The organism is Micromonospora sp. H61 (assembly GCF_018070325.1).
GTDB lineage: Bacteria > Actinomycetota > Actinomycetes > Mycobacteriales > Micromonosporaceae > Micromonospora > Micromonospora salmantinae.
In genome coordinates this window covers 47778-69121 of sequence record NZ_JAGPXY010000032.1, presented here as the reverse complement: position 1 = coordinate 69121, position 21344 = coordinate 47778, and the positions used below count along the sequence as shown (strand labels likewise).

Genomic DNA, 21344 nt, shown 5'->3' with positions numbered 1-21344 from the left:
CGACCGGGCCGCTGTGTATCGGGCTGGTAGGGACGGTGCGGGCCCCTTCCCGCCGTGTGGGTGGCGCGTCGGCCCTCGGCTCAGCCGAGACCGCCCTTGATGGCGCCGATGAGCTCGCCGTTGCTCGTGTCACCGGAGAGCTCCCAGAAGAACGCGCCACCGAGGCCCTGGTTGTTCGCGTACGTCATCTTGCCGTTGATGGTCGACGGGGTGTCGTAGCTCCACCAGTTGCTGCCGCACTTGGCGTACGCGGTGCCGGCGATGGTGCCGGTGGCCGGGCAGGTGTTCTTGAGGACCTTGTAGTCCTCGATGCCGGCCTCGTAGGTGCCCGGCGCCGCGCCGGTGGCGCTGCCACCCGGAGCGGCCTGGGTGACACCGGTCCAGCCCCGACCGTAGAACCCGATGCCGAGCAGCAGCTTGTTGGCCGGGACGCCCTTGCTCTTGAGCTTCTGGATCGCCGCGTCGGAGTTGAAGCCCTGCTGCGGGATGCCGGTGTACGAGGTGAGCGGTGAGTGCGGTGCCGTCGGACCCTGGGCGGCGAACGCGCCGAAGTAGTCGTACGTCATCGGCATCAGCCAGTTGAGGTTGCCGATGGCGCCGGCGTAGTCGGTGGCGTCGATCTTGCCGCCGTTGCTGCCGTCCGCGGTGATGGCGGCGGTGACCAGGGCACTGGACCCGAACTTCGACCGCAGGGCGCTGATCACGTTCTTGAACGCGTTCGGGCCGCTGCTGTCACAGCTCAGACCGCAGGCGTTGGGGTACTCCCAGTCGACGTCGATGCCGTCGAAGACGTCCGCCCAGCGCGGGTCCTCGACCAGGTTGTAGCAGCTCTCGGCGAACGCGGCCGGGTTCTGCGCGGCCTGGGTGAAGCCACCGGACCAGGTCCAGCCACCGAACGACCAGATCACCTTGAGGTGCGGGTTCAGCTGCTTGAGCTTGCGCAGCTGGTTGAAGCTGCCGCGCAGCGGCTGGTCCCACGTGTCCGCGACGCCGTCCACGCTCTCCGCCGCGGTGTACGCCTTCTCGTAGTCGGCGTAGCTGTCACCGATGGCGCAACGGCCACCGGTGGTGTTGCCGAAGGCGTACAGGATGTGGGTCAGCTTGGCGGCCGAGCCGCTGGTCTGGATGTTCTTGACGTGGTAGTTGCGCCCGTAGACGCCCCACTCGGCGAAGTAACCGACGATCTTCTTGCCGCCCGGGTTCGGCGGGTTGGTGGTCGGCGGTGGCGTGGTGGGCGGAGGGGTGGTGGGCGGAGGGGTGGTGGGCGGCGTCTTCGTCGGTGGGGTGGTGGTCGGCGGAGTGGTGGTCGGCGGGGTCGTCCCGCCGCCGCACGCGGCACCGTTGATGGTGCAGTTCAGCGGTGCCTTGTAGGCGCCGCTGCCGTTGTAGCCCCAGCTGAACGAGGCGCCGGGGGCGATGCCGCCGGCCCAGCTCTTCTTGACCGCGACGTAGTGGTTGCCGCTGCTGGTGACGTCGGCGTCCCACGCGCTGCTGATGGTGGTGCCCGACGGCAGGTCGAACTCGATGCGCCAGGTGCTGACAGTGGCGCTGGAGCCGTTGGTGACGGTCACCCTCGTCTCGTGACCGGTCCCCCAGTCCTGCGCCTTGGTGAAGGTGGTGGTGACCGTGCCGGCGCCGAACGCGGTGGTCACCGGCACCGCTGCGACGGTCACGGCGACCACGGCACCGGCCCAGAGGGCCCGGCGGAGCGATCTTTTCATGAGGCGTCTCCCGAACTGTTAGGAAACTTTCCAAAAGCGATGGTGAGACGGTACTCACGCTGTCATCAGTTCGTCAAGATGCGCATGTTTCGATTTCTCCTGGTGCACGGAGTGCGTACGCTGCGCCCACCCCGGGTCGACACCCGGCCGGCGCGTAGCCTCGGCCCATGACCGTCTTCGACATCCCGATCGACGCCCTCAACGGCGGCCCCGCCGACCTGGCCCGGCACCGCGGCAAGGCGTTGCTGGTCGTCAACGTGGCCTCCCGCTGCGGCCTCACCCCGCAGTACGCCGGCCTCCAGACGCTCGCCGACTCCTACGCCGACCAGGGCCTCGTGGTGCTCGGCGTGCCGTGCAACCAGTTCGCCGGGCAGGAGCCGGGCAGCGCCGCCGAGATCAGCGACTTCTGCCAGGTCAACTACGGGGTCACCTTCCCGTTGACCGAGAAGGTCGACGTCAACGGCCCCGACCGGCACCCGCTCTACGCCGCGCTCGTGGACACCCCGGACGCCGACGGGCACACCGGTGACGTGCGCTGGAACTTCGAGAAGTTCCTGGTGGCCCCGGACGGCTCGGTCGCCGCCCGCTTCGCCCCCACTGTCGCGCCCGACTCCGACGACCTGCGCGCAGCCATCGAAAAGGCCCTCCCCACCCCCTGACACCCCGGGGCGCTGCACGGCGTCGCCTCGATCACGCTCGAAGTTCTCGGATGCCACTACATCCCGGATCCAGCGCGATCCTGCCTGGTCGACGCCGCACGGCAGCCGGCACGAACCGCTCGTCACCGGAGAGTGGCACCTCCCGGGAGAGCCGGTCGACGACCAACGTGGGCAGTACGTTGTGCAGGACGAACTCACGGCGCCACCCAGGCGCCCGCCGTGGACGGCGAAGGTCGCGAGCAGCCTGAGCAGTCGCCCGGCGGCGGACAGACCGAAAAAAACCACCAGGCAGATGGGGAACGCGTCGTGGGTGGACGGAGTTGGGAACGAGCATGACAACTGTGGGACTGATCGGCAGTGGCAACATCGGCGGCACCGTGGCCCGGCTGGCCGTCGACGCCGGCTACGACGTGGTGCTGAGCAACTCGCGGGGCCCGGAGACCCTCACCGACCTGGTGGAGACCCTGGGCGAGCACGCCAGCGCCGGCACCACGCGGGACGCGGCGCAGGTCGGTGACCTGGTGGTGGTCAGTGTGCCGCTGAAGGCGTACCGAGCGGTGCCAGTGGAACCGCTGGCCGGCAAGGTCGTCATCGACACCAACAACTACTACCCGCAGCGCGATGGCACCTTCCCGGAGCTGGACTCCAGCGAGACCACCAGCAGCGAGTTGCTCCAGCGCCACCTGCCGGACTCGCGGGTGGTCAAGGTCTTCAACAACATCAACTTCAAGGGCCTGGCCGCCCTCCCCCGGCCAACCGATGCGGCCGACCGCAGCGCCCTCGCGATCGCCGGTGACGACGCCGCCGCGAAGGCCGAGGTGACCGCCTTCCTGGACCAGATCGGCTACGACGCGGTGGACGTCGGCCCACTGGCCGAGGGGTGGCGCTACCAGCCGGACACCCCGGCGTACGGCACGCTCTACTCCGCGAGCCCGACCGACTGGGAGCACCCGGCCCCGGGCGATGCCGCGAAGCTGCGCGCCGCCCTGGCCGCCGCCACCCGCTGAGCAAAGCCGGCCGCCGCCCTGCCGGCGATCACCTACCGGGTGGTCGTGCGGAGGGCGGCGGCGAGCTCGTCGTCGTAGCTGGCGATCTGCTGCCCATCCGCCGCGTACGCGACGAGCCGGCCGTGGGCCATCGTCGCCGAACGGAACGAGAAGGTACGCGAACCCGGGTACGCGGCGAGCAGCGGAATGGTCCGGGGTGCTCCGCCCGGCGCGGAGTAGTACTCCAGGCGGCTGACCTGCGGGGAGACCACGCCGTTGACCCGGACCTTGGTCTTCTCGGCGCGGGTGCCGAAGGTGACCGGCACCTCGGTGGCGTAGGCGGCGCATTCGGCCGGACCACGGCAGACGAAGAAGTATCGCGGGTTGACCACGTCGTCGAGGGTGTACGCCTTGAAGGTGGGGTCCGCTCCGGCCGGCAGCGGCTGCACGGCGAAGAACGCGACCGCCACCGTGGCAGTGACGCCCACCCGCAGCCAGGCACGGCCGGCGGCCGGTCGTCTGCTCGTGCGCTGGGCGGCGACGGCGACACCGCCGAAGCCGACCAGGCACAGGAGGCACACCCCGACGGCACGGGCGTTCTCGAAGAGGAACTGCACCCCCGGCCGCGTCGAGATCGGGCTGAGCGCCGCGCCCAACGAGACGACCATGGCGGCGAGCAGCGCCGCGCCGGCGACCCGCTGGGTAATGCCGGAGGCGCCGATCAGCAGCATCGCGGCGAGCACCGGCCACACCTGGTGGTGGGTCCAGGAAACCGGGGACGCGGCCACTGTGGCGCAGCCGACGAGCACGGCGGCGTGCCCGGGGCAGCCCTGCCGCGTCAACTGCCGGGCCCGCAGCAGCGCCGCCACGCAGATCAGTGCCACCATGGCGGCCCAGAGCACTGGCAGCGCCGTCTCGTCGACGCCGACGCGCAGCAACATTCCGTGCAGGGACTGGTTGCCCAACGAGGACAGATTGCCGATGCGCGAGGTCTGCCGCACGGTCTCGGTCCAGTAGGACCAACTCTCCCGGGGCAGCACGATCGCGGCGAGCCCGGCGCAGGCCACGAACGCGGCCGCCGACCGACCGGCGTCACGGTAGCGCCCGACGGCGAGGAAGTAGACCACGAACAGCAGTGGGGTGAGCTTGATCGCCGCGGCCACCCCGACCAGCGTCCCGCGCAGTCGGGGTGGGACGACGCCCAGCCCGTCGAGCAGCGCCATCAACACGATGAAGATGCTGACCTGCCCGAAGCGTAGGTTGCTCTGCACCGGCGCGGAGAGCATCAGCACGGTGGCCGCCAGCGCCACGACGAGCGGACGCCGGGAACGTCGGATGGTCAGCGCGACACCCACCGACCCGGCGATGGCGACGACCGCCGCGCACGTCGCGACCAGCCAGATCCCCTGGAGTACGCCCTCGCTGACGGCGGTGATCGGCCACAGCACGAGAGCGGCGAACGGCGGATAGGTGAACGGACCGCCGTTCTCCGCCACATACCCGTACAGCGGCTTGCCGGCGTGCAGGTCGGACAGCGCGCCGTAGTAGATGTGCAGGTCGGAGAGGCGATCCGGACGGCGCAGAACGAGCACACAGGACACCAGCGCGACGACGACGAAGGCCGCCCACGCCAGCGCCACCCGGCGATCCCGCATCGCCCGAGAATAGGCGACCACGACGCTCCCGAGTGCCCCGTAGCGGCGGACGCGGGGGCTCCCTTTGCGATCGGTAGTGACAGCCGACGAAAACATCGCTGTGGCAACTTGCGCCGCAGTCCTGTTCACGGGACCCTGTGCTCTGGGTTGCCGCCCGCTCACCGAACGTGCCCCCGGAGGCGACATGCACACGCTCCGTACCGTGCCCCGCCGGCTGTTGGCCGGTTCCGGCGCGCTCCTGCTCGGCACCGCCCTCGCCACCGCCGCCATTCCGATTCCGGCGAACGCCGCGACCGGCGCGGACACCGTCGGATACGTCCGGCTCGCGCACCTCTCCCCGGACACCCCGGCTGTGGACGTCTACCTTGCCGCGCCAGGCGCGGCGAAGCCGCAGGTCTTCCCCGGCGTCGGTTACGGCGTGGTCTCCGACTACCTCGAACTCGCGCCGGGCCGCTACGCCGTGGCCATGCGCGAGGCCGGCGCCCCCGCCAGCGACCCCCCGGTACTGACCACCGAGGTCGCGGTGACCAGCGGGGACGCCTTCACGGTGGCCGGTGTCGGCCGGCACGCCGACCTCGGACTGCGGGTGCTCAACGACGATCTCAGCGCCCCCACCGACGGCCGCGCCAAGGTGCGGGTCGTACAGGCGTCGGTGCGGACCCCGGTGCTCGACGTGGCCGCCGCCGACGGCCCGATGATCGCCGACGGGGTGCAGTTCGCCACGACGACCGACTACCAGCAGGTCGAGCCGGGCAGTTGGCGGCTGAAACTGACGGGTGCCGGCGGGCCGAGCACCGAAGCCGAGGTGCGGCTCACCGGCGGCGCGGTCTACTCGCTGCTGGTGCTCGACGCGAAACAGGGCGGGCTCACCGCCGAGCTGCGCCGCGACGCCGAGGGCGGCACCGTCGTACCGGCCGGCGGGGTGGACACCGGCGCCGGAGGCACCGCCGGGGCCGGGCTCGACGCGTACCCCCTGGTGGCCGGCGGTCTGGCCGCGGCGGCCGGCGCGGTGGCCCTGCTGCTCTGGCGTCGGCGGCGGCGCACCACCTGGTGAGCGCCGGGCCGGACCCGTCGATCCGGCGGCACCGTGAGCGCCGGCTACCGCTGGCCGCGCTGATCGCGGCCAGCGCGGCGGTCTGCCTGGCCGCCGGCACCGGCGTCGGGCTGGGGCTGGCCACCACCGGCCCGCCACCGCCGGTGGCGAGCTGGCACCCCGGCTGCGGCGAGGACTGCCCGTCGGTGGCCGCCGCGCCCACGCCACACGGTCCACCCACGCGGGTACGCGTACCGCGCATCGACGTCGACTCACCGCTCACCGTGCTGGGCCTGGACCGCGCCGGCGTGCTGATTCCGCCGAGCGACTTCCACACCGCCGGCTGGTACGGCGGCGGCCCGGCCCCTGGCGACACCGGCCCGGCCGTACTCGCCGGGCACCTGGACTCACGACGCGGCCCGGCGGTCTTCGCCCGGCTCGGCGAGCTACGGCCCGGCGACCTGGTGGAGGTGTGGCGCGGCGGGCAGCGGTTGCCCTTCCGGGTGACCGGGTCGCTGCGTACCCGCAAGGACCAGTTTCCGACTGCCGTGGTCTATGGCCCGACACCCGGGGCGGAGCTGCGCCTGGTCACCTGCGGGGGTGACTTCGACCGGCGGCAGGGCCACTACGTCGACAACGTGGTGGTGTTCGCGGTGACCGAGGCCCCCGACCCGGTCCTGCCGACGTCCGCCGCGGGCTGAGTCAGAGGGGGCGGCGGCCGGCGAAGCCGCACTCGGCCCGGTGGTACCAGCGCACGTCGGAGTCGCCCTCCAGCCAGCACCAGAGCACGGCACGGCCGGCCCGCTCGCCGGGAAAGTCGAGCAGCACCGGGGCGATGCCCTTGACCTGGATGTCGTGCTGGTGCAGCTCGTCGACGACGGCGTGCAGCCGAGCTTCCAGCGCCTTGACCTCGGCCAGCCCGCCGAGCGCGCTCACGCCGTGGTCGGTCAGGTCGGCGCGCAACTCGGCCAGGTCGGCCCGGACCCGGATCAACTCGTCGACGCGCGGCTGCAGGGTGGCCACCAGGTGCCGGGCCTGGGCAAGTGTGAACACCGAGCCAGTATGCCCGTCGCATCGCTCGGTGGTGCCCCTGAGCACGGTTCCGGGATGTCGCGTCTCGTTCCGCTCGGGTATACAGGGTGCTCCTCGTGGAGCGACCCTACGTTCTCCGGGAATTTCCTTGGCGTCATGGAGGCTCACTGGCATGAGCGAAGGTTCCTATCTCACCAGCTCACCGGTTCTTCGGTTTCTCTTCCGCTACCGGGATCTGGTCGCCGACACACTGCCCGAACATCGTGCCGTCCTGCAGGAGCGGGGCTGGTGCTGGTGGGGATGGTGGAAGCGGCCCAACGAGCCCGGTCGGCTGGAAATATGGCAGGCGCTCGAACGGGAGACGCTCGCCGGGCAACGGGTTCTGATCGGACTGTTCCACTCTGGAACGGGCACCGTGCATCCGGCGGTCGTCGAGCGGGTCATCGTGCCGCAGGCCGATGAACTTGGCAGCTTCACCTCCCTCAATCCGCCCAGCACGGAGCGGGATGGCGTTCCTCCCTACTACCGATCGAGTCGGCACAGTCGGGGCTGGTTGCGGTTAGTGGCCCTGGCCGAGGAGCCAATCGAGTTCTTTGGGAAATTTTCCTTCGCTTCCGCCCCGCCGTTACCGCATCACCCCACGAGCCAGCTAGAGCGGTTGGTGGGCAAGCGGATCCTGGACGCCGACGAGCTACGAGCGATGGACACCACCATCTGGGAAATCCGGCCGGTCCAGCCGGCTGATTCCAGCGAAAGGTTCCTCGCCGCGTCACAGCGCCAGGACGGCGCGCTCTCCGCAGAGCCGATCGCCTGCCCAGGGCCGTGGCTACTGCACCTCACCGATCCGCACTACGCGACCGGACGCTTCCGGCAGGAGCATCAGTGGCGTCTGGAGACCGAGGACGGGGCAACACGGCCCACCATGGTCGACGCAATCTCCAACGCGCTTGCTCACCACCAGCGGTCCGTGGGGGCGGTCCTCGTCACCGGCGATCTCACCTATGTCGCCGCCCCTGAGGAGTTCGACGCAGCACGAGCGGGTCTCTTCAAGCTGACCAACGGACTGCTCGGCCTGGGCATGGAGCATCTCGTAGTCATTCCCGGCAATCACGACATAGCGTGGACGCGGGGTGAGTCTTACGAATATGGCGCGCCGGTCGAGGTGGCACCGGCAGAGGCCACTGCCAGCTATCGAAAGTTCTTCCAAGCACTCTACGGATACCCGGCCTCGCCTCACCTCTCCATGGCTCGCCGTTTTGTCTTCCCCGGTGGCAATCTCCTCGACATCGCCGCAGTCAACTCCAGTTCGCTGGAACAGGGGCAGTCTTTCCTGGCCGGCATGGGCCGGGTGCAGGAGTCCGCATATCGCGAGGTGGCGAGCGCCCTCACCTGGTCGAGCCCTGGATCAGCCCTACGAGTGCTCGCGCTGCACCACCATCTCGCGCTGACCGAAGACCTCGAATCGCCGGACGAGTACGCCACCGGCTTCGGGATCGCCATCGATGCGCCCAGGATCCAGCGCATGGGTGCCCGCGACGGCGTACACCTCGTAGTGCACGGCCACAAGCACCGTGCGTTCGTCTGGCGTGCGGAGGCGTACCACCTCCCGGAGTACAGCAACGAGCGCTGGGAGTTGGGACGCTTCAACATTGTCGGCGGCGGAAGCAGCGGCTCGAGATCGTCAGACGGGCGGCGTAACTTCTTCAACCTGATCAGGGTGGTGGGTTCAGTCGTGGAGTTGGAAATGTATCGAAGTCAACAGCAAGGCGCGTTCGAGCGCTTCATGACCTGGCGGGCCCCGTTGGCCACCGGTGCAGACGGCCGACTGGAGATCGCTGCCTGGCAGGTCGTTCCGAATGGCTGACAGACGCCCGATCATCAACGCTCTCATCCTCGACATGGACAACACGTTGTACGACTGGGTGGCGTACTTCGTACCCGCAGTCCGAGCCATGGTGACCGCGGCTGCCAAGCTCCTCGACGTGCCCGAGGACGAGGTGCGTAGCGACCTCCAGTTCGTGCACCGCGTACGCGGCAACACCGAACACCCGTTCGCGTTGCTGGAGACCGCGACGGTCGAGCGGCATCTGCCCGCGATGAGCCAACGGGCGCGACACGAGTACCTGCTGCCAGCCTTCGCCGCCTTTAACGAAGTCCGGCGACACCATCTTCACCTCTACAGGGACGTAGATAGTACCCTCCAGGCCGTCAAGGCCACGGGTTGTCGCATAGTGGGCCACACCGAAGCCAAGGACGTGAACATCAGCAGCCGAGCACGGGCTCTCGGGTTGGAATCGATGCTGGAAGCGGTCTACGCACCTCGGTTCGTTGGACCGCCACACCCACTCGGCGTCGATCGGCGGTCGACTCCGGCGGCGATCGAGGTTCGTGTTCTCCCGCCGACGGCACGCAAGCCCAACCCGGACATTGCACGGCGGATCGCTGAGCAGCTCAACGTTCCGCCTGCCCGCTGTCTCTACGTGGGTGACAACCTGGACAAGGACGTGGTGATGGCCAAGCGAGCGGGAATGGTGGCAGCGTGGGCACGCTACGGCACTCACCACGACCCCGAACTCTGGCGCGATCTGGTGGCGCTGTCCCATTGGGATCCTGCTGCCGTCAGCGCAGCGGAGAGCACAGACGACGACTCAACACGGTTTGCGCCGGACGTAACGCTTGACGCCTTCCGTGAGTTGCAGGACCACTACACATTCGCCCCAGCTCCACGGTCAGGGCGATCTCAGGTGACGTCCGACTGCCTAGCCGCCGGTTCGACGGAGTGAGCGAAGCCAGCGGAGGGCTGGGCCGCTGGGGCTGGCCACCCGCTCCTCCGACTCAAATCACCGATGTTGCTTCGAAACTCGCTCAGCCACTCGTCGGTCTCCGCTTCCACTAACTCGGCGGTGCGCATCACCAACGCGCGGATTAGTTTCTCGCGCCGTCGTACCACTAGATCGACTTCGTGGTCTTCGGTCGCCGTGCAAAGCTCTTCGGTCGCCCAATCCAACCGGAACTCGGTTAGCGCCCGCTGAAGTGCCTGCGCGGTGGCGATATCGCGCATCCATGCGGACGACAGCCCAAAAAAGTGGTCGAAGGCCAAGCACCCACCAGCCATGGCCAGTAGGACATACCCCCAACTGGCACCACTGCCGGCGCTGGCCGCGCTGACCAGGGGTACGACCCCTCCTGCGATTCCCAGTAGAATGGCGCAACCGCGCAACACGCGCGAAATTCCGCGACGGACTGCCTTGTCACGGAGATACCAGGCAACCGAGTCCTCGGCCTGCCCCTCTGCCCACTCACGCAGGCGGTCCAGGACAACATGACGCGACTGTTGCCCCTCAGCTGGGACAGGAAACGGGCGGATGGTCATGTCCCGACGGGGGATCCGATGATGCGGCCTGTCTACGTTGCCATTGCCGATGACCACGAATCCTCCGATGGCAGTACCTGGCGGGGCCGTGATTCAGGACAGGTTGAGAAACCGGACGGAAACACCTCGCCCCATACAACAGCCTGGATGGTCGAGTTGCAGCGGTCAAGTTCAGCCGCTTCATAGGACACCGACCGCTCAGTCGGCCTGTGCCGCCAGCTCGCGGGCGCGATCCCGGGCGGCCTCCAGCGCGGCGAGCAGCGCCGCGCGTACGCCGTGCTTCTCCAGCTCACGAATGGCGGAGATGGTGGTGCCGGCCGGCGAGGTGACCGCCTCGCGCAGCTTGACCGGGTGCTCGCCGGAGTCGCGCAGCATCACCGCCGACCCGATCGCGGTCTGCACGATCAACTCGTGCGCCACCTGACGGGGCAGCCCGAGCAGGATCCCCGCGTCGATCATGGCTTCGACCAGCAGGTAGAAGTAGGCCGGGCCGGAGCCGGAGAGCGCGGTGACCGCGTCCTGCTGCGATTCGGGCACCCGGATCGTCTGGCCGAGCGGCTTGAACATCTCCTCGGCCAGCGTGAGGTGCGCCCCGGTGGCGTGCGCGCCGGCGGAGATCGCGGTCATCGCCTCGTCGACCAGCGCCGGGGTGTTGGTCATCACCCGCACCACGGGGGTGCCCTCGGGCAACCGGCGGCTGAAGAAGCTGGTGGGCAGACCTGCGCAGAGCGAGATGACGAGCTTGTCGGCCGGCACCTTGGGGCCGATCTCGTCGAGGAGCGCGGCGGCGTCCTGCGGCTTGACCGAGACCGCGAGCACCGCGGCCTCGTCCACAGCGGTCAGGTTGTCGACCACCCGTACGCCGTACCGAGCGGTCAACTCCTCGGCGCGAGCGGGTCGGCGGGCGGTGGCCAGCAGCCGGTCCACCGGCCATCCCGAGCGCAGCAGCCCGGAGAGCATCAGCTCACCGATCTTGCCCGCGCCGATCACCGCGACCGTGTGCACTCCAGCTGACATGTCGGCCCGTACCCCCCTCGCCTTGGGTCGCGGGGGGGGGGGCCCCCCCGCCCCCCCCACCCCCGTTCACCCGTTCGGGTCAGACCTTGGCCTTGCCCAGGATGCGGTTCACTGTTGTACCGCATACCGGACACTTGCCCTTGGCCATGTTCATTCCGGTCTTCGAGACCTCGACGTGCCCCTCGAAGTCCCGCTTCTCCTTGCACTTCACGCAGTAACCGTTGTAGGTCGTCTGGGCCTGGTCGGCCACGGTGCCCTCCTCGTCTCGTCCGCCGGTCAATGCCGTTCCGGCGGGGTGCCCGGCGGCGGGCCACACGGGGCGCCGGCGCTGGGTCTCACTCCGCGGCCACCTTCGTGACCGCTGGTCCGCGGACCCTACCCAGGTCTGGGCAGTTCCATGTCAGCTGTGCATCGACACTGTGAGCAAGTCGACGTCGAGAGTGTGCATGGCGAAATAGGTCGGATAAGTCAGTTTGGCGGGGACACGCCGACCAAACCCTGACAGCCACCCGTGCGAGTGCCCCTGCGGCGGCATCCGGGGCGGTGATCACCTACGGTGGAGACGTGCCGAGCACCGGCGCCATCGGCGTTCACCAAGGGTGACGAGATGGCGCGATGGCGCTACGGTCAAGAAATTTTCGGGACGGCTGGCGACCAATCACCATTTTCCGGGCGCGTGTCGTGCGGTTGACTCTTGCGGACCCCTGGTCAGTGGGCATTAGCTTTCCTTCGTGACACGTAGTCGAGGCTGCGCGGGCCAGTGATGGCGGGGGCGCGCAAGCCGGTCGTCGAGGTGCGGCGCAGTCAGCGTCGACGACGCACGGTGTCCGCGTACCGTGACGGTGAGCGAGTGGTCGTCCTCATCCCCGACCAGTTCTCCCGTGCCGAGGAGAGCGAGTGGGTCGACCGGATGCTCGCCCGGCTCGCCGCCCGGGAGGGGCGCCTCGCCCGGTCCGACGACGAGCTGCTGGCCCGGGCCAATCGGCTCATCGATCTCTACCTCGCCGGATACGCCGCGAAGGCGGTGCCGGCCAGCGTCCGATGGGTCACCAACCAGAACGGCCGGTGGGGTTCCTGCACGCCGGCGGACCGCAGCATCCGCATCTCGCACCGCGTCCAGGAGATGCCCGACTGGGTGATCGACTACGTGTTGCTGCACGAGTTGGCGCACCTCATCGTGCCCAGCCACAACGCCCGGTTCTGGGCGCTGGTCGGTCGCTACCCCAAGGCGGAACGCGCCCGCGGCTACCTCGAAGGGGTCGCCGCCGCCTCCTCCTGCGCGCCGCTTCCCACCTGATCCACACCCCGCCCCGAGTCTCTGGACGCCGCGCGCCGAGATCCACTCGCCTTCCTGGGTGCCGCGCTATCCAGGTCTCCGGGACGCCGCGACTTCAATGAAAACCGAGTCGATCATGCAGCCGAGCCCCGCTCGTCGACGTGGTTCGGGATGGGTGGGGTGGCGGGCGCTAGGGTCGGGGGATGGCGCGACGGGTGGTGGTGGCGTTGCTCGGGCCGGTGCACTGGTCGCCGCCCGGCGTCGACCTGGCGCAGTGGCGAGCGGCGCTCGCGGAAGACGTCATCGACCTGTTCGCCACGCTCAACGAGGTGGAGGTCGCGGTCGCGGTGACTCCGGCCGACCGGGCCCTGGCCGATGCGCTGGTGTGGCCCGGTACGGCGGTGTACGAGGTGGCCGAGCCGACGCCGAACGCCGTGTTCGCCACGCTGACGGGGTACGACCAAGCGGCAGTGCTGGTCAGTGACGTGCCCGACCTGCCCGCCCTGACCGTCGGCAAGCTGCTCCGCCCACTCACCAGCCGGCCGGTCGCGGTGGCCCCGGTCGAGGGCGGCGGCCCGGGTCTGCTCGGGGTCGCGGTACGACTGCCCGCGCCGGACTGGCTGCCGACGCTGGAGCTGGACACCGCGACGCCGGCTGAGGCGCGCGCCAACGCCCCGCGCCCGGGTGACGTGGCCGTCACCACCGGCTGGCGACGACTGCGCGGCCCGGCTGACCTGGCCACGCTGGACCCGGCCTTCGAGGGTTGGGAAGCGACCCGCGCCCTGCTCTCCGGGTCGGGCCGACCCACCTGAACCGCCGCACCTGACGAACGCGCCCGGGTGCCCGCTGTCGATGACGCGGGCACCCGGAGCGCAGGCCGTCGACGCGTGGGCGTCAGGACCTGGTGTCGCCCTCGCCGTCGGTCTCGTCGGACGGACCGGGCTGACCCGACTGACCCGACGGACCGGGCTGACCCGACTGACCCGACGGACCGGGCTGATCAGACTGGCCAGGGGCCTTCTCCTCCACCCCGCTGGGGGCGGTGAAGTCGAAGCTGTCCAGCTCGCTGAGGTCCATGTCGTTCATCGCGAAGGCGACCGGGTCGGCGAAGTCGTCGTCCGACGGGAGCAGGTCCGGGTGGCCCCAGACGGCGTCGCGGCCCTCGATGCCACGGTGCTGGGTGAGCGCGGCCCAGAGCGCCGCGGCCTCGCGCAGTCGGCGGGGGCGCAGTTCCAGACCGACCAGCGCGGCGAAGGTCTGCTCGGCGGGACCGCCTGCGGCCCGGCGACGGCGGAACGCCTCGCCCAGCCGGACGACGTTGGGCAGCCGGTCGCTGGCGGCGCTGTCGACGACGTGGCACACCCAGCCCTCGACCAGGGCGAGTGCGGTCTCCAGGCGGGCCAGCGAGGCCTTCTGCGCCGGAGTGTCCTCCGGGGTGAAGATGCCCTCCAGGGCGATCGCCTGCATCGACTCGGGGTCGGTCGGGTCGACCCGGCCCATCGCCTCCTCGATCGCCTCCCGGTTGACCCGGATGCCCGAGGCGTACATCTCGACAGCGCTGAGCACATGCCCACGCAGCCACGGGACGTGCTGGAACAACCGCTGGTGGGCGGCCTCGCGCAGCGCCACGTAGAGGCGGACCTCGTCCTCGGGCAACTCCAGGCCCTCGCCGTACGCCCGGATGTTGGCCGGGATCAACGCGGCCGTGCCGGCCGGGCCGAGCGGCAGCCCGATGTCGCCGGCGGAGAGCACCTCCGCGGCGAGCGAGCCGAGGGCCTGGCCCAGCTGACCGCCGAACAGCGCGCCACCGAGGGAGGCCACCATCGACTGCATCGGGCCGAGCTGGGCGCGCGCCTCGGGTGGCACCAGGTCGCCCATCGCACCGACCATCCGGCTGGCGACGGGGTCGCACAGCTTGCGCCACACGTCCAGCGTCTTGAAGATCCACTCATTGCGGTTCCACGCAACGGGGTTCTGGATGCCGGAGGGCCACGCCGAGGCGGGCTCCAACCACAGGTCGGCGAGGCGCAGCGCCTCCTCGACCGCGTTGCGCTCGTACATCGACACCGCCGGGTCACCGGCGGCCGCGAGCTGGCTGGCTGCTACCTGCCGGGCCAGGTCCCAGTTGACCGGCCCGCTGCCCGGCGCCGAGAGCAGGTGCTGCAACTGCGACATGAACTGCTGCATCTGCGCGGGATCGTTGGGGTCTGGTGGTTGCCCACCCGGGAGCGCGAAACCGAACGGAATATCAGGCACGACATCTACGGTACGCGGACCGCGCCCCAGGTAGCCGCCGCTGGCGTTGCGCTGAGGGCGAAGTCGCGCACCGCATCCGGCGGGTGACCCGCAGCCGGTCGGTACGCTCTGCGGCATGAGACGTCGTGGCCTGACGGTCCTGCTCGGTGCCCTGTTCACCGCCCTGCTGAGCATCGGGGTGCTCCGGGTGCCGATTCCGTACGTGGTGCTGGGCCCAGGGCCGACGGTCAACACCCTCGGTACGACCGACGGTAAGGAGGTCATCCAGGTCTCCGGTCGGGAGACCTCGACCTCGGCCGGTCAGTTGCGGCTGACCACGGTGGGGGTGCAACCCAGTGTGCGGTTGCGGGGGGCGATCGCTGGCTGGTTCTCCGACGACGAGGCGGTGGTGCCGCGGGAGCTGGTTTACCCGCCGGGGGAGTCGACGGAGCAGGTCGAGCAGCGCAACGCCGAGGACTTCAAGGCGTCGCAGACCAGCGCGGAGACCGCCGCGCTGCGGGAGCTGGGCTTTCCGGTGCAGGTGGTCATCAAGACGGTGGCCGGGGACGGCCCGGCGGCCGGGGCGCTGAAGGCCGGCGATGTGATCACGTCGGTCGACGGCCAGCCGGTGCCGGTGGCCGCGAAGGTCACCGAGCTGGTCCGGGCCAAGCCGGCGGGCACGGCGTTGACCATCGGCTACACCCGTGACGGCGTGCCGGCCACCGCGACGGTGACCAGTCAGGAGCAGGACGGCCGACCGCGAATCGGTGTCGAGATCGATCAGCAGCAGCCACACCCGTTCACCCTCGGCATCGACCTGGGAGACATCGGTGGGCCGAGCGCCGGTCTGATGTTCGCCCTGGGGATCGTGGACAAGTTGACCCCGGCCGACCTCACCGGCGGCCAGATCATCGCCGGCACCGGCACCATCGACGACGAGGGCGCCGTCGGCCCGATCGGCGGGATCGCCCAGAAGCTGGTCGGCGCCAAGCGCGCCGGGGCGAAGGTCTTCCTGGTGCCGGCGGACAACTGCGCCGAGGCGGTCCGCAATCCGCAGCCCGATCTGCCGCTGTTGCGGGTGGGTTCGTTGGACGAGGCGATGACCGCTCTGGAGACGTTGCGCGCGGGTGGTCAGCCGACGCGTTGCTGACCGATGTGACCGTGCCCCGACACGCTCAGGAACACCCCGTACTCTGGGTGCCTGGTCGGAGCCGATCATATCGAGCGTGCGGAGCCAACAGTGGTCATGCGAAGCAGCAGCCCCCTCCCGAGGATGAGCCGGCGCGGGCGCGTCACCATCGCGGTCCTGGTCGGGGTGTTCGTGCTCTTCACCCTGCTCGGCTGGGGTGTCCAGGCCTGGACCGACTGGCTCTGGTTCGACGAGGTCCGCTACACCGAGGTCTTCACCGGCGTCCTGCTCACCCGGCTGGTGCTCTTCCTCGCCATCGGCCTCGGCATGGCGGTGATCGTCGGCGGCAACCTGTGGCTGGCCTACCGGTTGCGCCCGCGACTGCGTCCGCACTCGGTGGAGCAGGCGACCCTGGAGCGCTACCGGATGGTGCTCGGCCCGCGTCTCGGCACCTGGATCTCGCTGACCGCCGCGGTGGTCGGGCTCTTCGCCGGCCTCTCCGCGCAGAACCGGTGGAACCAGTGGCTGCTCTTCCGCAACGGCGGTGACTTCGGCATCAAGGACCCGGAGTTCGGGGTCGACATCGGCTTCTACGTCTTCCAACTGCCGTTCTGGCGTTACCTGCTCGGGGTCGCCTTCACCGCTGTGGTGCTGGCCGTGATCGGCGCGCTGGCGGTGCACTACCTCTTCGGCGGGGTCCGCCTGCAGGGCGTCGGCGACCGGATGAGCAACGCGGCCCGCGCGCACCTGAGCACCCTGGTCGCGGTCTTCGTGCTGTTGAAGGCGATCGCGTACGTGCTGGACCGGCGGGCCATGCTGCTGGAGTACAACGAGGGCGCCAAGTTGTACGGCGCCGGCTACGCCGACGTCAACGCGTTGCTGCCGGCGAAGGAGATCCTCGCCTACATCTCGATTGTTGTGGCGATCGCGATCCTCGTGTTCTCCAACGCCTGGATGCGGAACCTGGTCTGGCCGGGGATCTCGCTGGCGCTGCTCGGCGTGTCCGCGGTGGCCATCGGCGGCATCTACCCCTGGGCGGTGCAGACCTTCGAGGTCAAGCCGAGCGCCAAGGACAAGGAAGCGCCGTACATCCAGCGCAGCATCGACGCGACGCGGGCAGCGTTCGGGTTGGGGGCCACCGAGACGACCCCGTACGCGGCGAACAACCTCACCCCACCGGCGAACCTGGCCACCGACACCTCGGTGGTGTCGAACGTGCGACTGCTCGACCCGCAACTGGTCAGCGAGACGTACACCCAGCTCCAGCAGGTGCGTGGCTTCTACGACTTCGGCCCCAAGCTGGACATCGACAGGTACGGGGTGAACGGAAAGGTCTCCGACTACGTGGTCGGCGTCCGGGAGATCAACTACGGCGAGTTGACCGACCAGCAGAACACCTGGATCAACAGGCACACCGTCTACACCCACGGGTACGGGCTGGTGGCTGCCCCGGCCAACCAGGTGGTCTGCGGCGGGCAGCCGTTCTTCGTCTCCGGCTTCCTCGGCGAGAAGACCCAGGAGGCGTGCTCCTCGCAGACCGAGCAGATCCCGGCCAAGCAGCCGCGCATCTACTTCGGCGAGCGGATGGCGGCCGACGACTACGCGATCGTCGGCCAGGCCGACCCGAACAGGAAGGCCGAGTTCGACAGGCCGGTCGGCGACGGTGGCGGCGAGTCCTACACCTACACCGGTGAGGGCGGCGTCGAGATCGGCTCCTTCACCCGGCGGCTGCTGTACGCCATCAAGGAGCAGGAGTCGAACTTCCTGCTCTCCGAGGCGGTCAACAAGGACTCCAAGCTGCTCTATGTGCGTAACCCGCGCGACCGGGTGGAGAAGGTCGCGCCGTTCCTCACGTTGGACGGCGACCCGTACCCGGCGGTGGTGGACGGCCGGGTGCAGTGGATCGTCGACGGTTACACCACGGCGGCCACCTATCCGTACGCGGAGAAGGTCAACCTGCAGACCGAGACCACCGACGAGTTGACCAACCGGGGCACCTTCCAGCTGGCCCGCGAAGACGTCAACTACATGCGCAACTCGGTGAAGGCCACCGTCGACGCGTACGACGGCACCGTCAAGCTCTACGAGTACGACGACACCGATCCGGTGCTCAAGGCGTGGAACAAGGCGTTCGGTGGTGACCTGGTGCTGCCGAAGGCGGAGATCCCGGTCGAGCTGACCGAGCACCTGCGCTACCCGGCGGACATGTTCAAGGTGCAGCGCAACCTGTTGACCAAGTTCCACGTGACCAACCCGGGTGACTTCTACTCGGCCCAGGACTTCTGGCAGGTGCCAAACGTGCCGGACGCTCCGGACAGCGGCCAGAAGCAGCCTCCGTACTACCTGTTCACCCAGTTCCCGGGGCAGGAGAGCCCCCGGTTCCAGCTCACCTCGGCGGTCACCCCGAACGGCCGGCAGAACCTCGCCGCGCTGATCTCCGGGTCGTACGTCGAGGGGAAGCCCCGCCTGGAGGTGCTGGAGTTGCCGGACCAGACCCGGATCTCCGGTCCGGTTCAGGTGCACCAGCAGATGACCAACAACGCGAACATCCGTCAGCAGCTCAACCTGCTCTCCAGCAACCAGGCCCAGGTGCACTACGGCAACCTGCTCTCGTTGCCCTTCGCCGACGGGATGCTCTACGTCGAGCCGGTCTACGTGAAGAGCAACCAGCAGGACGCCTACCCGCTGTTGCAGAAGGTGCTGCTCTCGTACGGTGACGGCGGCTCCTTCGTGGCGCTCGCCGACAACATCAACGACGGCATCAAGCAGTTGGTCGAGCAGGGCAAGAAGGCCGGGCAGGGCACGTCGCCGCCGCCGACGACCGGGGGCAACCCGACGACGCCCACGCCGACGCCTTCGGGCACGGCGACGCCGGCGCCGACGGCGACCCCGAGCCCCGGCACCCCACCGCCGACCGGTGACCTGGCTGCCGCCGCGGACCGGGTGCAGACCGCTATCACCGAGGTCCGGGCCGCGCAGACGTCCGGCGACTTCGAGCGGTACGGGCGTGCGCTGAAGGCCCTCGACGAGGCGCTCACGGCGTTCCAGCAGGCGCAGCAGGCCGCTGGTGCGCCGGGTGCCAGCCCGAGTGCCGGAGGCTGACCCGCCACCGCACGCAGTTCCTCCCCGAGCCCCCGTCGTTCGGACCGCATCAGGTCCGAACGGCGGGGGCTCGGCCGTTGTCGTGATCTGTGCGTATCTGTCACGTCACCGACAGCACCCTCCACCTCCGCAACCTGCGACGCCGGTCCGCCGTCCTCAATGCAACGGGGTGGGGACGAGGGGGAACAGTCGTGCGGGACGCGCAGAGCTTCGATGACTTCTACCGCAGCACCGCTCGGCGGATGGTGCGGTACGGCTATGCGATCGCTGGCGACCACAGCGAGGCCCAGGACCTGGTGCAGGAGGCGTACACCCGGGCCTGGCGGCAGTGGGGGCGACTGTCGTCGCATCCGGCGCCGGAGGCGTGGCTGCGGCTCGTGGTGGCCCGGCTGGCCACCGACCGCTGGCGGCGCCTGCACCGTTGGCGGGTGGTGCTGAGCCGTACCGGACCACCGGCTGTCGCACCCCCGCCCAGCGAGGACGGGGTGCTCCTGGTCGGAGCGCTCCGGCAGTTGCCCGCCACGCACCGGCAGGCGCTGGCCCTGCACTACCTCTTCGACATGTCCGTCGAGGAGATCGCCCGGGAGACCGACGTCCCGGTCGGCACCGTGAAGTCCTGGCTGTCCCGAGGCCGGTCCCGGCTGGCCGCGCTGCTGCCCGACCTCTGCACCCTGGAGTTGGAGGCGAACGATGTCAGTTGAACTCTCTGCCCTGTACCGGTCGCTCAGCACCGTCGCGGACGGGTACGAGCTGACCCATCCCGAGTCGCTTCGACGGTTCGCCGACCGGCGGGCCCGGGCCCGGGTAGCCGGTTCGACGCTCGCGGTGGCGCTGCTCGTCGGCGGGGTTGCCGTCGGTGGCCGACTGGCGTACCCGGCGGACGGCGCCGCACCGCTGCCGCCGCCCGCCGACACCCCTGGCCCGCTGCCGACCGGGGCGACTGCGACCCCCCTGCCGTCGACGACACCGACTCCGGCGTCGACACCCTCGTCCCCGCCGCCGTCGCGGACCACCCCGAGCGGTACGCCGTCGCAGCCGGCCACCGGACCGGCGGCACCTCGACCGCCCACCTCGATCCCCGACCGCGCCTTCTTCGTGCTGGCGGCCCCGAATCGGACCGGACTGGAATCCTCGGGGGAGGGGCCGGCACTGCCGACGCTGTGCGGGACGCGCCTGCCCAGCGACTCGGCAATGGTCCAACGCCGTGGTCGCTACCTGGCCTACAAGTTGCCGGAGACGCCGACGGGGCACGTCCCGGACGGCAGCTACCGGCACACCATCACCATCTACCGGGCAGGCCGCGCCGACGACGCGTTGCGGGAGCTGCGGCAGGCCGTGCGCGGCTGCCCCGACCAGAAGCTGTCCGACGACAACAGGACGTGGCGGCAGCGGCTGCTGGCCTCGGGGGCGTACGGGGACGGGTCGGTGCTGTTCGAGATGCGGGCCCCGATGCCGGACGGGATGGGCGAGCCGGGTACGGAGGAGGTTCGGCTGGTCCGGGCGGTCCGGGTCGGCGACGTGGTGACGGTGCTCTGGGAGCAGGGTTGGGAGCACACGGCGGCCGTTCGGTCCCAGGTCGATGCGGACAGTCGACGGGCGGTCGCGGCGATCGAGAACTGGCTCGACTGACAACGGCCCAGGTCAGGGGTGTCGGCGAGTGCGGTATCGGCGTCGCTTTGCGGTGTCCCGGGTCGGTGCGCTACGGTTATCGAGCCGACGCGGGGTGGAGCAGCTCGGTAGCTCGCTGGGCTCATAACCCAGAGGTCGCAGGTTCAAATCCTGTCCCCGCTACGAGAGAAAGCCCGTCCCGGGAAACGCCGGGGCGGGCTTTCGGCATTGTCCGGCACGTTGGGCATCGTCGAGTACGGGCGCCCGCAGCGGTTGGTGACCCCGGTGATCATCGCTCGGAACGGGTGAGTTAGTCTTAACCAGTCGACGCGGGGTGGAGCAGCTCGGTAGCTCGCTGGGCTCATAACCCAGAGGTCGCAGGTTCAAATCCTGTCCCCGCTACCACTGAAAGTGATACGAGTCCGGCCCCCACAGTGTGGGGGCCGGACTTGTTTGGTGCCGCTGTCAGAACTGAGGGGCCCGGACGGGCCGGCACCTCGTCGGTGCCGGCCCCCCGG

Annotated in this window: 18 protein-coding genes, 2 tRNA genes and 1 pseudogene; 14 read left to right on the top strand and 7 right to left on the bottom strand. The window is 69.7% G+C overall.

The window, feature by feature from the left end; all coding sequences use genetic code 11:
* Positions 1-80 precede the first annotated feature (80 nt).
* Entirely contained in the window at positions 81-1721 is a 1641-nt protein-coding gene (locus tag KBX08_RS18105) for a glycosyl hydrolase family 18 protein (RefSeq protein WP_210784643.1), read from the bottom strand.
* 167 nt (positions 1722-1888) lie between these two features.
* Between KBX08_RS18105 and KBX08_RS18100 the strand changes: the two genes are divergently transcribed.
* Together KBX08_RS18100 and KBX08_RS18095 are read left to right on the top strand one after the other, a co-directional pair.
* Positions 1889-2380: a glutathione peroxidase gene (locus KBX08_RS18100; protein ID WP_210784642.1), complete on the top strand. Its 492-nt coding sequence runs from the start codon at positions 1889-1891 to the stop codon at positions 2378-2380.
* Between the two features lie 281 nt (positions 2381-2661).
* Positions 2662-3387: pseudogene (locus KBX08_RS18095) on the top strand (NADPH-dependent F420 reductase); the annotation flags it as partial.
* A gap of 32 nt (positions 3388-3419) precedes the next feature.
* Here the strand turns inward: KBX08_RS18095 and KBX08_RS18090 are convergent.
* Positions 3420-5021 carry a glycosyltransferase 87 family protein gene (locus KBX08_RS18090; RefSeq protein ID WP_210784640.1) on the bottom strand — a complete coding sequence of 534 codons (1602 nt, stop codon included), beginning with the start codon at positions 5019-5021 and terminating at the stop codon, positions 3420-3422.
* 184 nt (positions 5022-5205) lie between these two features.
* Here KBX08_RS18090 and KBX08_RS18085 point away from each other — a divergent pair, with 184 nt between their 5' ends.
* Together KBX08_RS18085 and KBX08_RS18080 are read left to right on the top strand one after the other, a co-directional pair.
* On the top strand, positions 5206-6075 hold the full coding sequence (locus KBX08_RS18085) for a DUF4397 domain-containing protein (protein WP_210784639.1): 870 nt from the start codon (positions 5206-5208) through the stop codon (positions 6073-6075).
* On the top strand, positions 6072-6755 hold the full coding sequence (locus KBX08_RS18080) for a class F sortase (protein WP_307850575.1): 684 nt from the start codon (positions 6072-6074) through the stop codon (positions 6753-6755). The genes KBX08_RS18085 and KBX08_RS18080 overlap by 4 nt, the downstream gene beginning before the upstream one ends.
* A gap of 1 nt (position 6756) precedes the next feature.
* Here the strand turns inward: KBX08_RS18080 and KBX08_RS33885 are convergent, their stop codons facing one another.
* Positions 6757-7107, bottom strand: a complete 351-nt coding sequence (locus tag KBX08_RS33885; protein WP_238690606.1) for a DUF2203 domain-containing protein — start codon at positions 7105-7107, stop codon at positions 6757-6759.
* A 151-nt stretch (positions 7108-7258) separates the two neighbouring features.
* Between KBX08_RS33885 and KBX08_RS18070 the strand changes: the two genes are divergently transcribed.
* Both KBX08_RS18070 and KBX08_RS18065 read left to right on the top strand, forming a co-directional pair.
* Positions 7259-8950, top strand: coding sequence for a metallophosphoesterase (locus tag KBX08_RS18070; RefSeq protein ID WP_210784637.1), 1692 nt, complete (start codon positions 7259-7261; stop codon positions 8948-8950).
* A complete protein-coding gene (locus KBX08_RS18065; protein ID WP_210784636.1) occupies positions 8943-9869 on the top strand; it encodes an HAD family hydrolase in 927 nt (308 codons plus the stop codon). The genes KBX08_RS18070 and KBX08_RS18065 overlap by 8 nt, the downstream gene beginning before the upstream one ends.
* Here the strand turns inward: KBX08_RS18065 and KBX08_RS18060 are convergent.
* The 3 genes from KBX08_RS18060 to KBX08_RS18050 form a co-directional block, all read right to left on the bottom strand.
* Positions 9827-10459: an SLATT domain-containing protein gene (locus tag KBX08_RS18060; RefSeq protein WP_210784635.1), complete on the bottom strand. Its 633-nt coding sequence runs from the start codon at positions 10457-10459 to the stop codon at positions 9827-9829. The two genes, KBX08_RS18065 and KBX08_RS18060, sit on opposite strands and share 43 nt — an antisense overlap.
* A gap of 198 nt (positions 10460-10657) precedes the next feature.
* On the bottom strand, positions 10658-11476 hold the full coding sequence (proC, locus tag KBX08_RS18055) for a pyrroline-5-carboxylate reductase (RefSeq protein WP_091407583.1): 819 nt from the start codon (positions 11474-11476) through the stop codon (positions 10658-10660).
* Positions 11477-11555: 79 nt separating this feature from the next.
* Positions 11556-11726, bottom strand: coding sequence for a DUF5679 domain-containing protein (locus KBX08_RS18050; protein ID WP_167457767.1), 171 nt, complete (start codon positions 11724-11726; stop codon positions 11556-11558).
* A gap of 513 nt (positions 11727-12239) precedes the next feature.
* Between KBX08_RS18050 and KBX08_RS18045 the strand changes: the two genes are divergently transcribed.
* Positions 12240-12773, top strand: coding sequence for a M48 family metallopeptidase (locus tag KBX08_RS18045; protein WP_210784634.1), 534 nt, complete (start codon positions 12240-12242; stop codon positions 12771-12773).
* Positions 12774-12955: 182 nt separating this feature from the next.
* Positions 12956-13564, top strand: coding sequence for a hypothetical protein (locus KBX08_RS18040; RefSeq protein ID WP_210784633.1), 609 nt, complete (start codon positions 12956-12958; stop codon positions 13562-13564).
* 82 nt (positions 13565-13646) lie between these two features.
* Here KBX08_RS18040 and KBX08_RS18035 read toward each other — a convergent pair whose 3' ends face one another.
* Complete coding sequence (locus tag KBX08_RS18035) at positions 13647-15008, bottom strand: zinc-dependent metalloprotease (protein ID WP_307850574.1); 1362 nt, start codon at positions 15006-15008, stop codon at positions 13647-13649.
* Positions 15009-15123: 115 nt separating this feature from the next.
* On the opposite strand from KBX08_RS18035, the gene KBX08_RS18030 reads away from it, so the two are divergent.
* The 6 genes from KBX08_RS18030 (at position 15124) to KBX08_RS18005 (ending at position 21231) form a co-directional block, all read left to right on the top strand.
* Positions 15124-16137 carry a PDZ domain-containing protein gene (locus KBX08_RS18030; protein WP_210784632.1) on the top strand — a complete coding sequence of 338 codons (1014 nt, stop codon included), beginning with the start codon at positions 15124-15126 and terminating at the stop codon, positions 16135-16137.
* Positions 16138-16233: 96 nt separating this feature from the next.
* Positions 16234-19218, top strand: a complete 2985-nt coding sequence (locus KBX08_RS18025) for a UPF0182 family protein (RefSeq protein ID WP_210784631.1) — start codon at positions 16234-16236, stop codon at positions 19216-19218.
* 191 nt (positions 19219-19409) lie between these two features.
* On the top strand, positions 19410-19919 hold the full coding sequence (locus tag KBX08_RS18020; RefSeq protein ID WP_210784630.1) for a SigE family RNA polymerase sigma factor: 510 nt from the start codon (positions 19410-19412) through the stop codon (positions 19917-19919).
* The gene (locus KBX08_RS18015) at positions 19909-20847 is read left to right on the top strand and encodes a hypothetical protein (protein WP_210784629.1); all 939 of its coding nucleotides are present in this window, start codon (positions 19909-19911) and stop codon (positions 20845-20847) included. Before KBX08_RS18020 ends, KBX08_RS18015 begins: the two co-directional genes overlap by 11 nt.
* 88 nt (positions 20848-20935) lie before the next feature.
* Positions 20936-21009, top strand: a tRNA-Met gene (locus KBX08_RS18010).
* A gap of 145 nt (positions 21010-21154) precedes the next feature.
* A tRNA-Met gene (locus tag KBX08_RS18005) sits at positions 21155-21231 on the top strand.
* Positions 21232-21344: the final 113 nt, after the last annotated feature.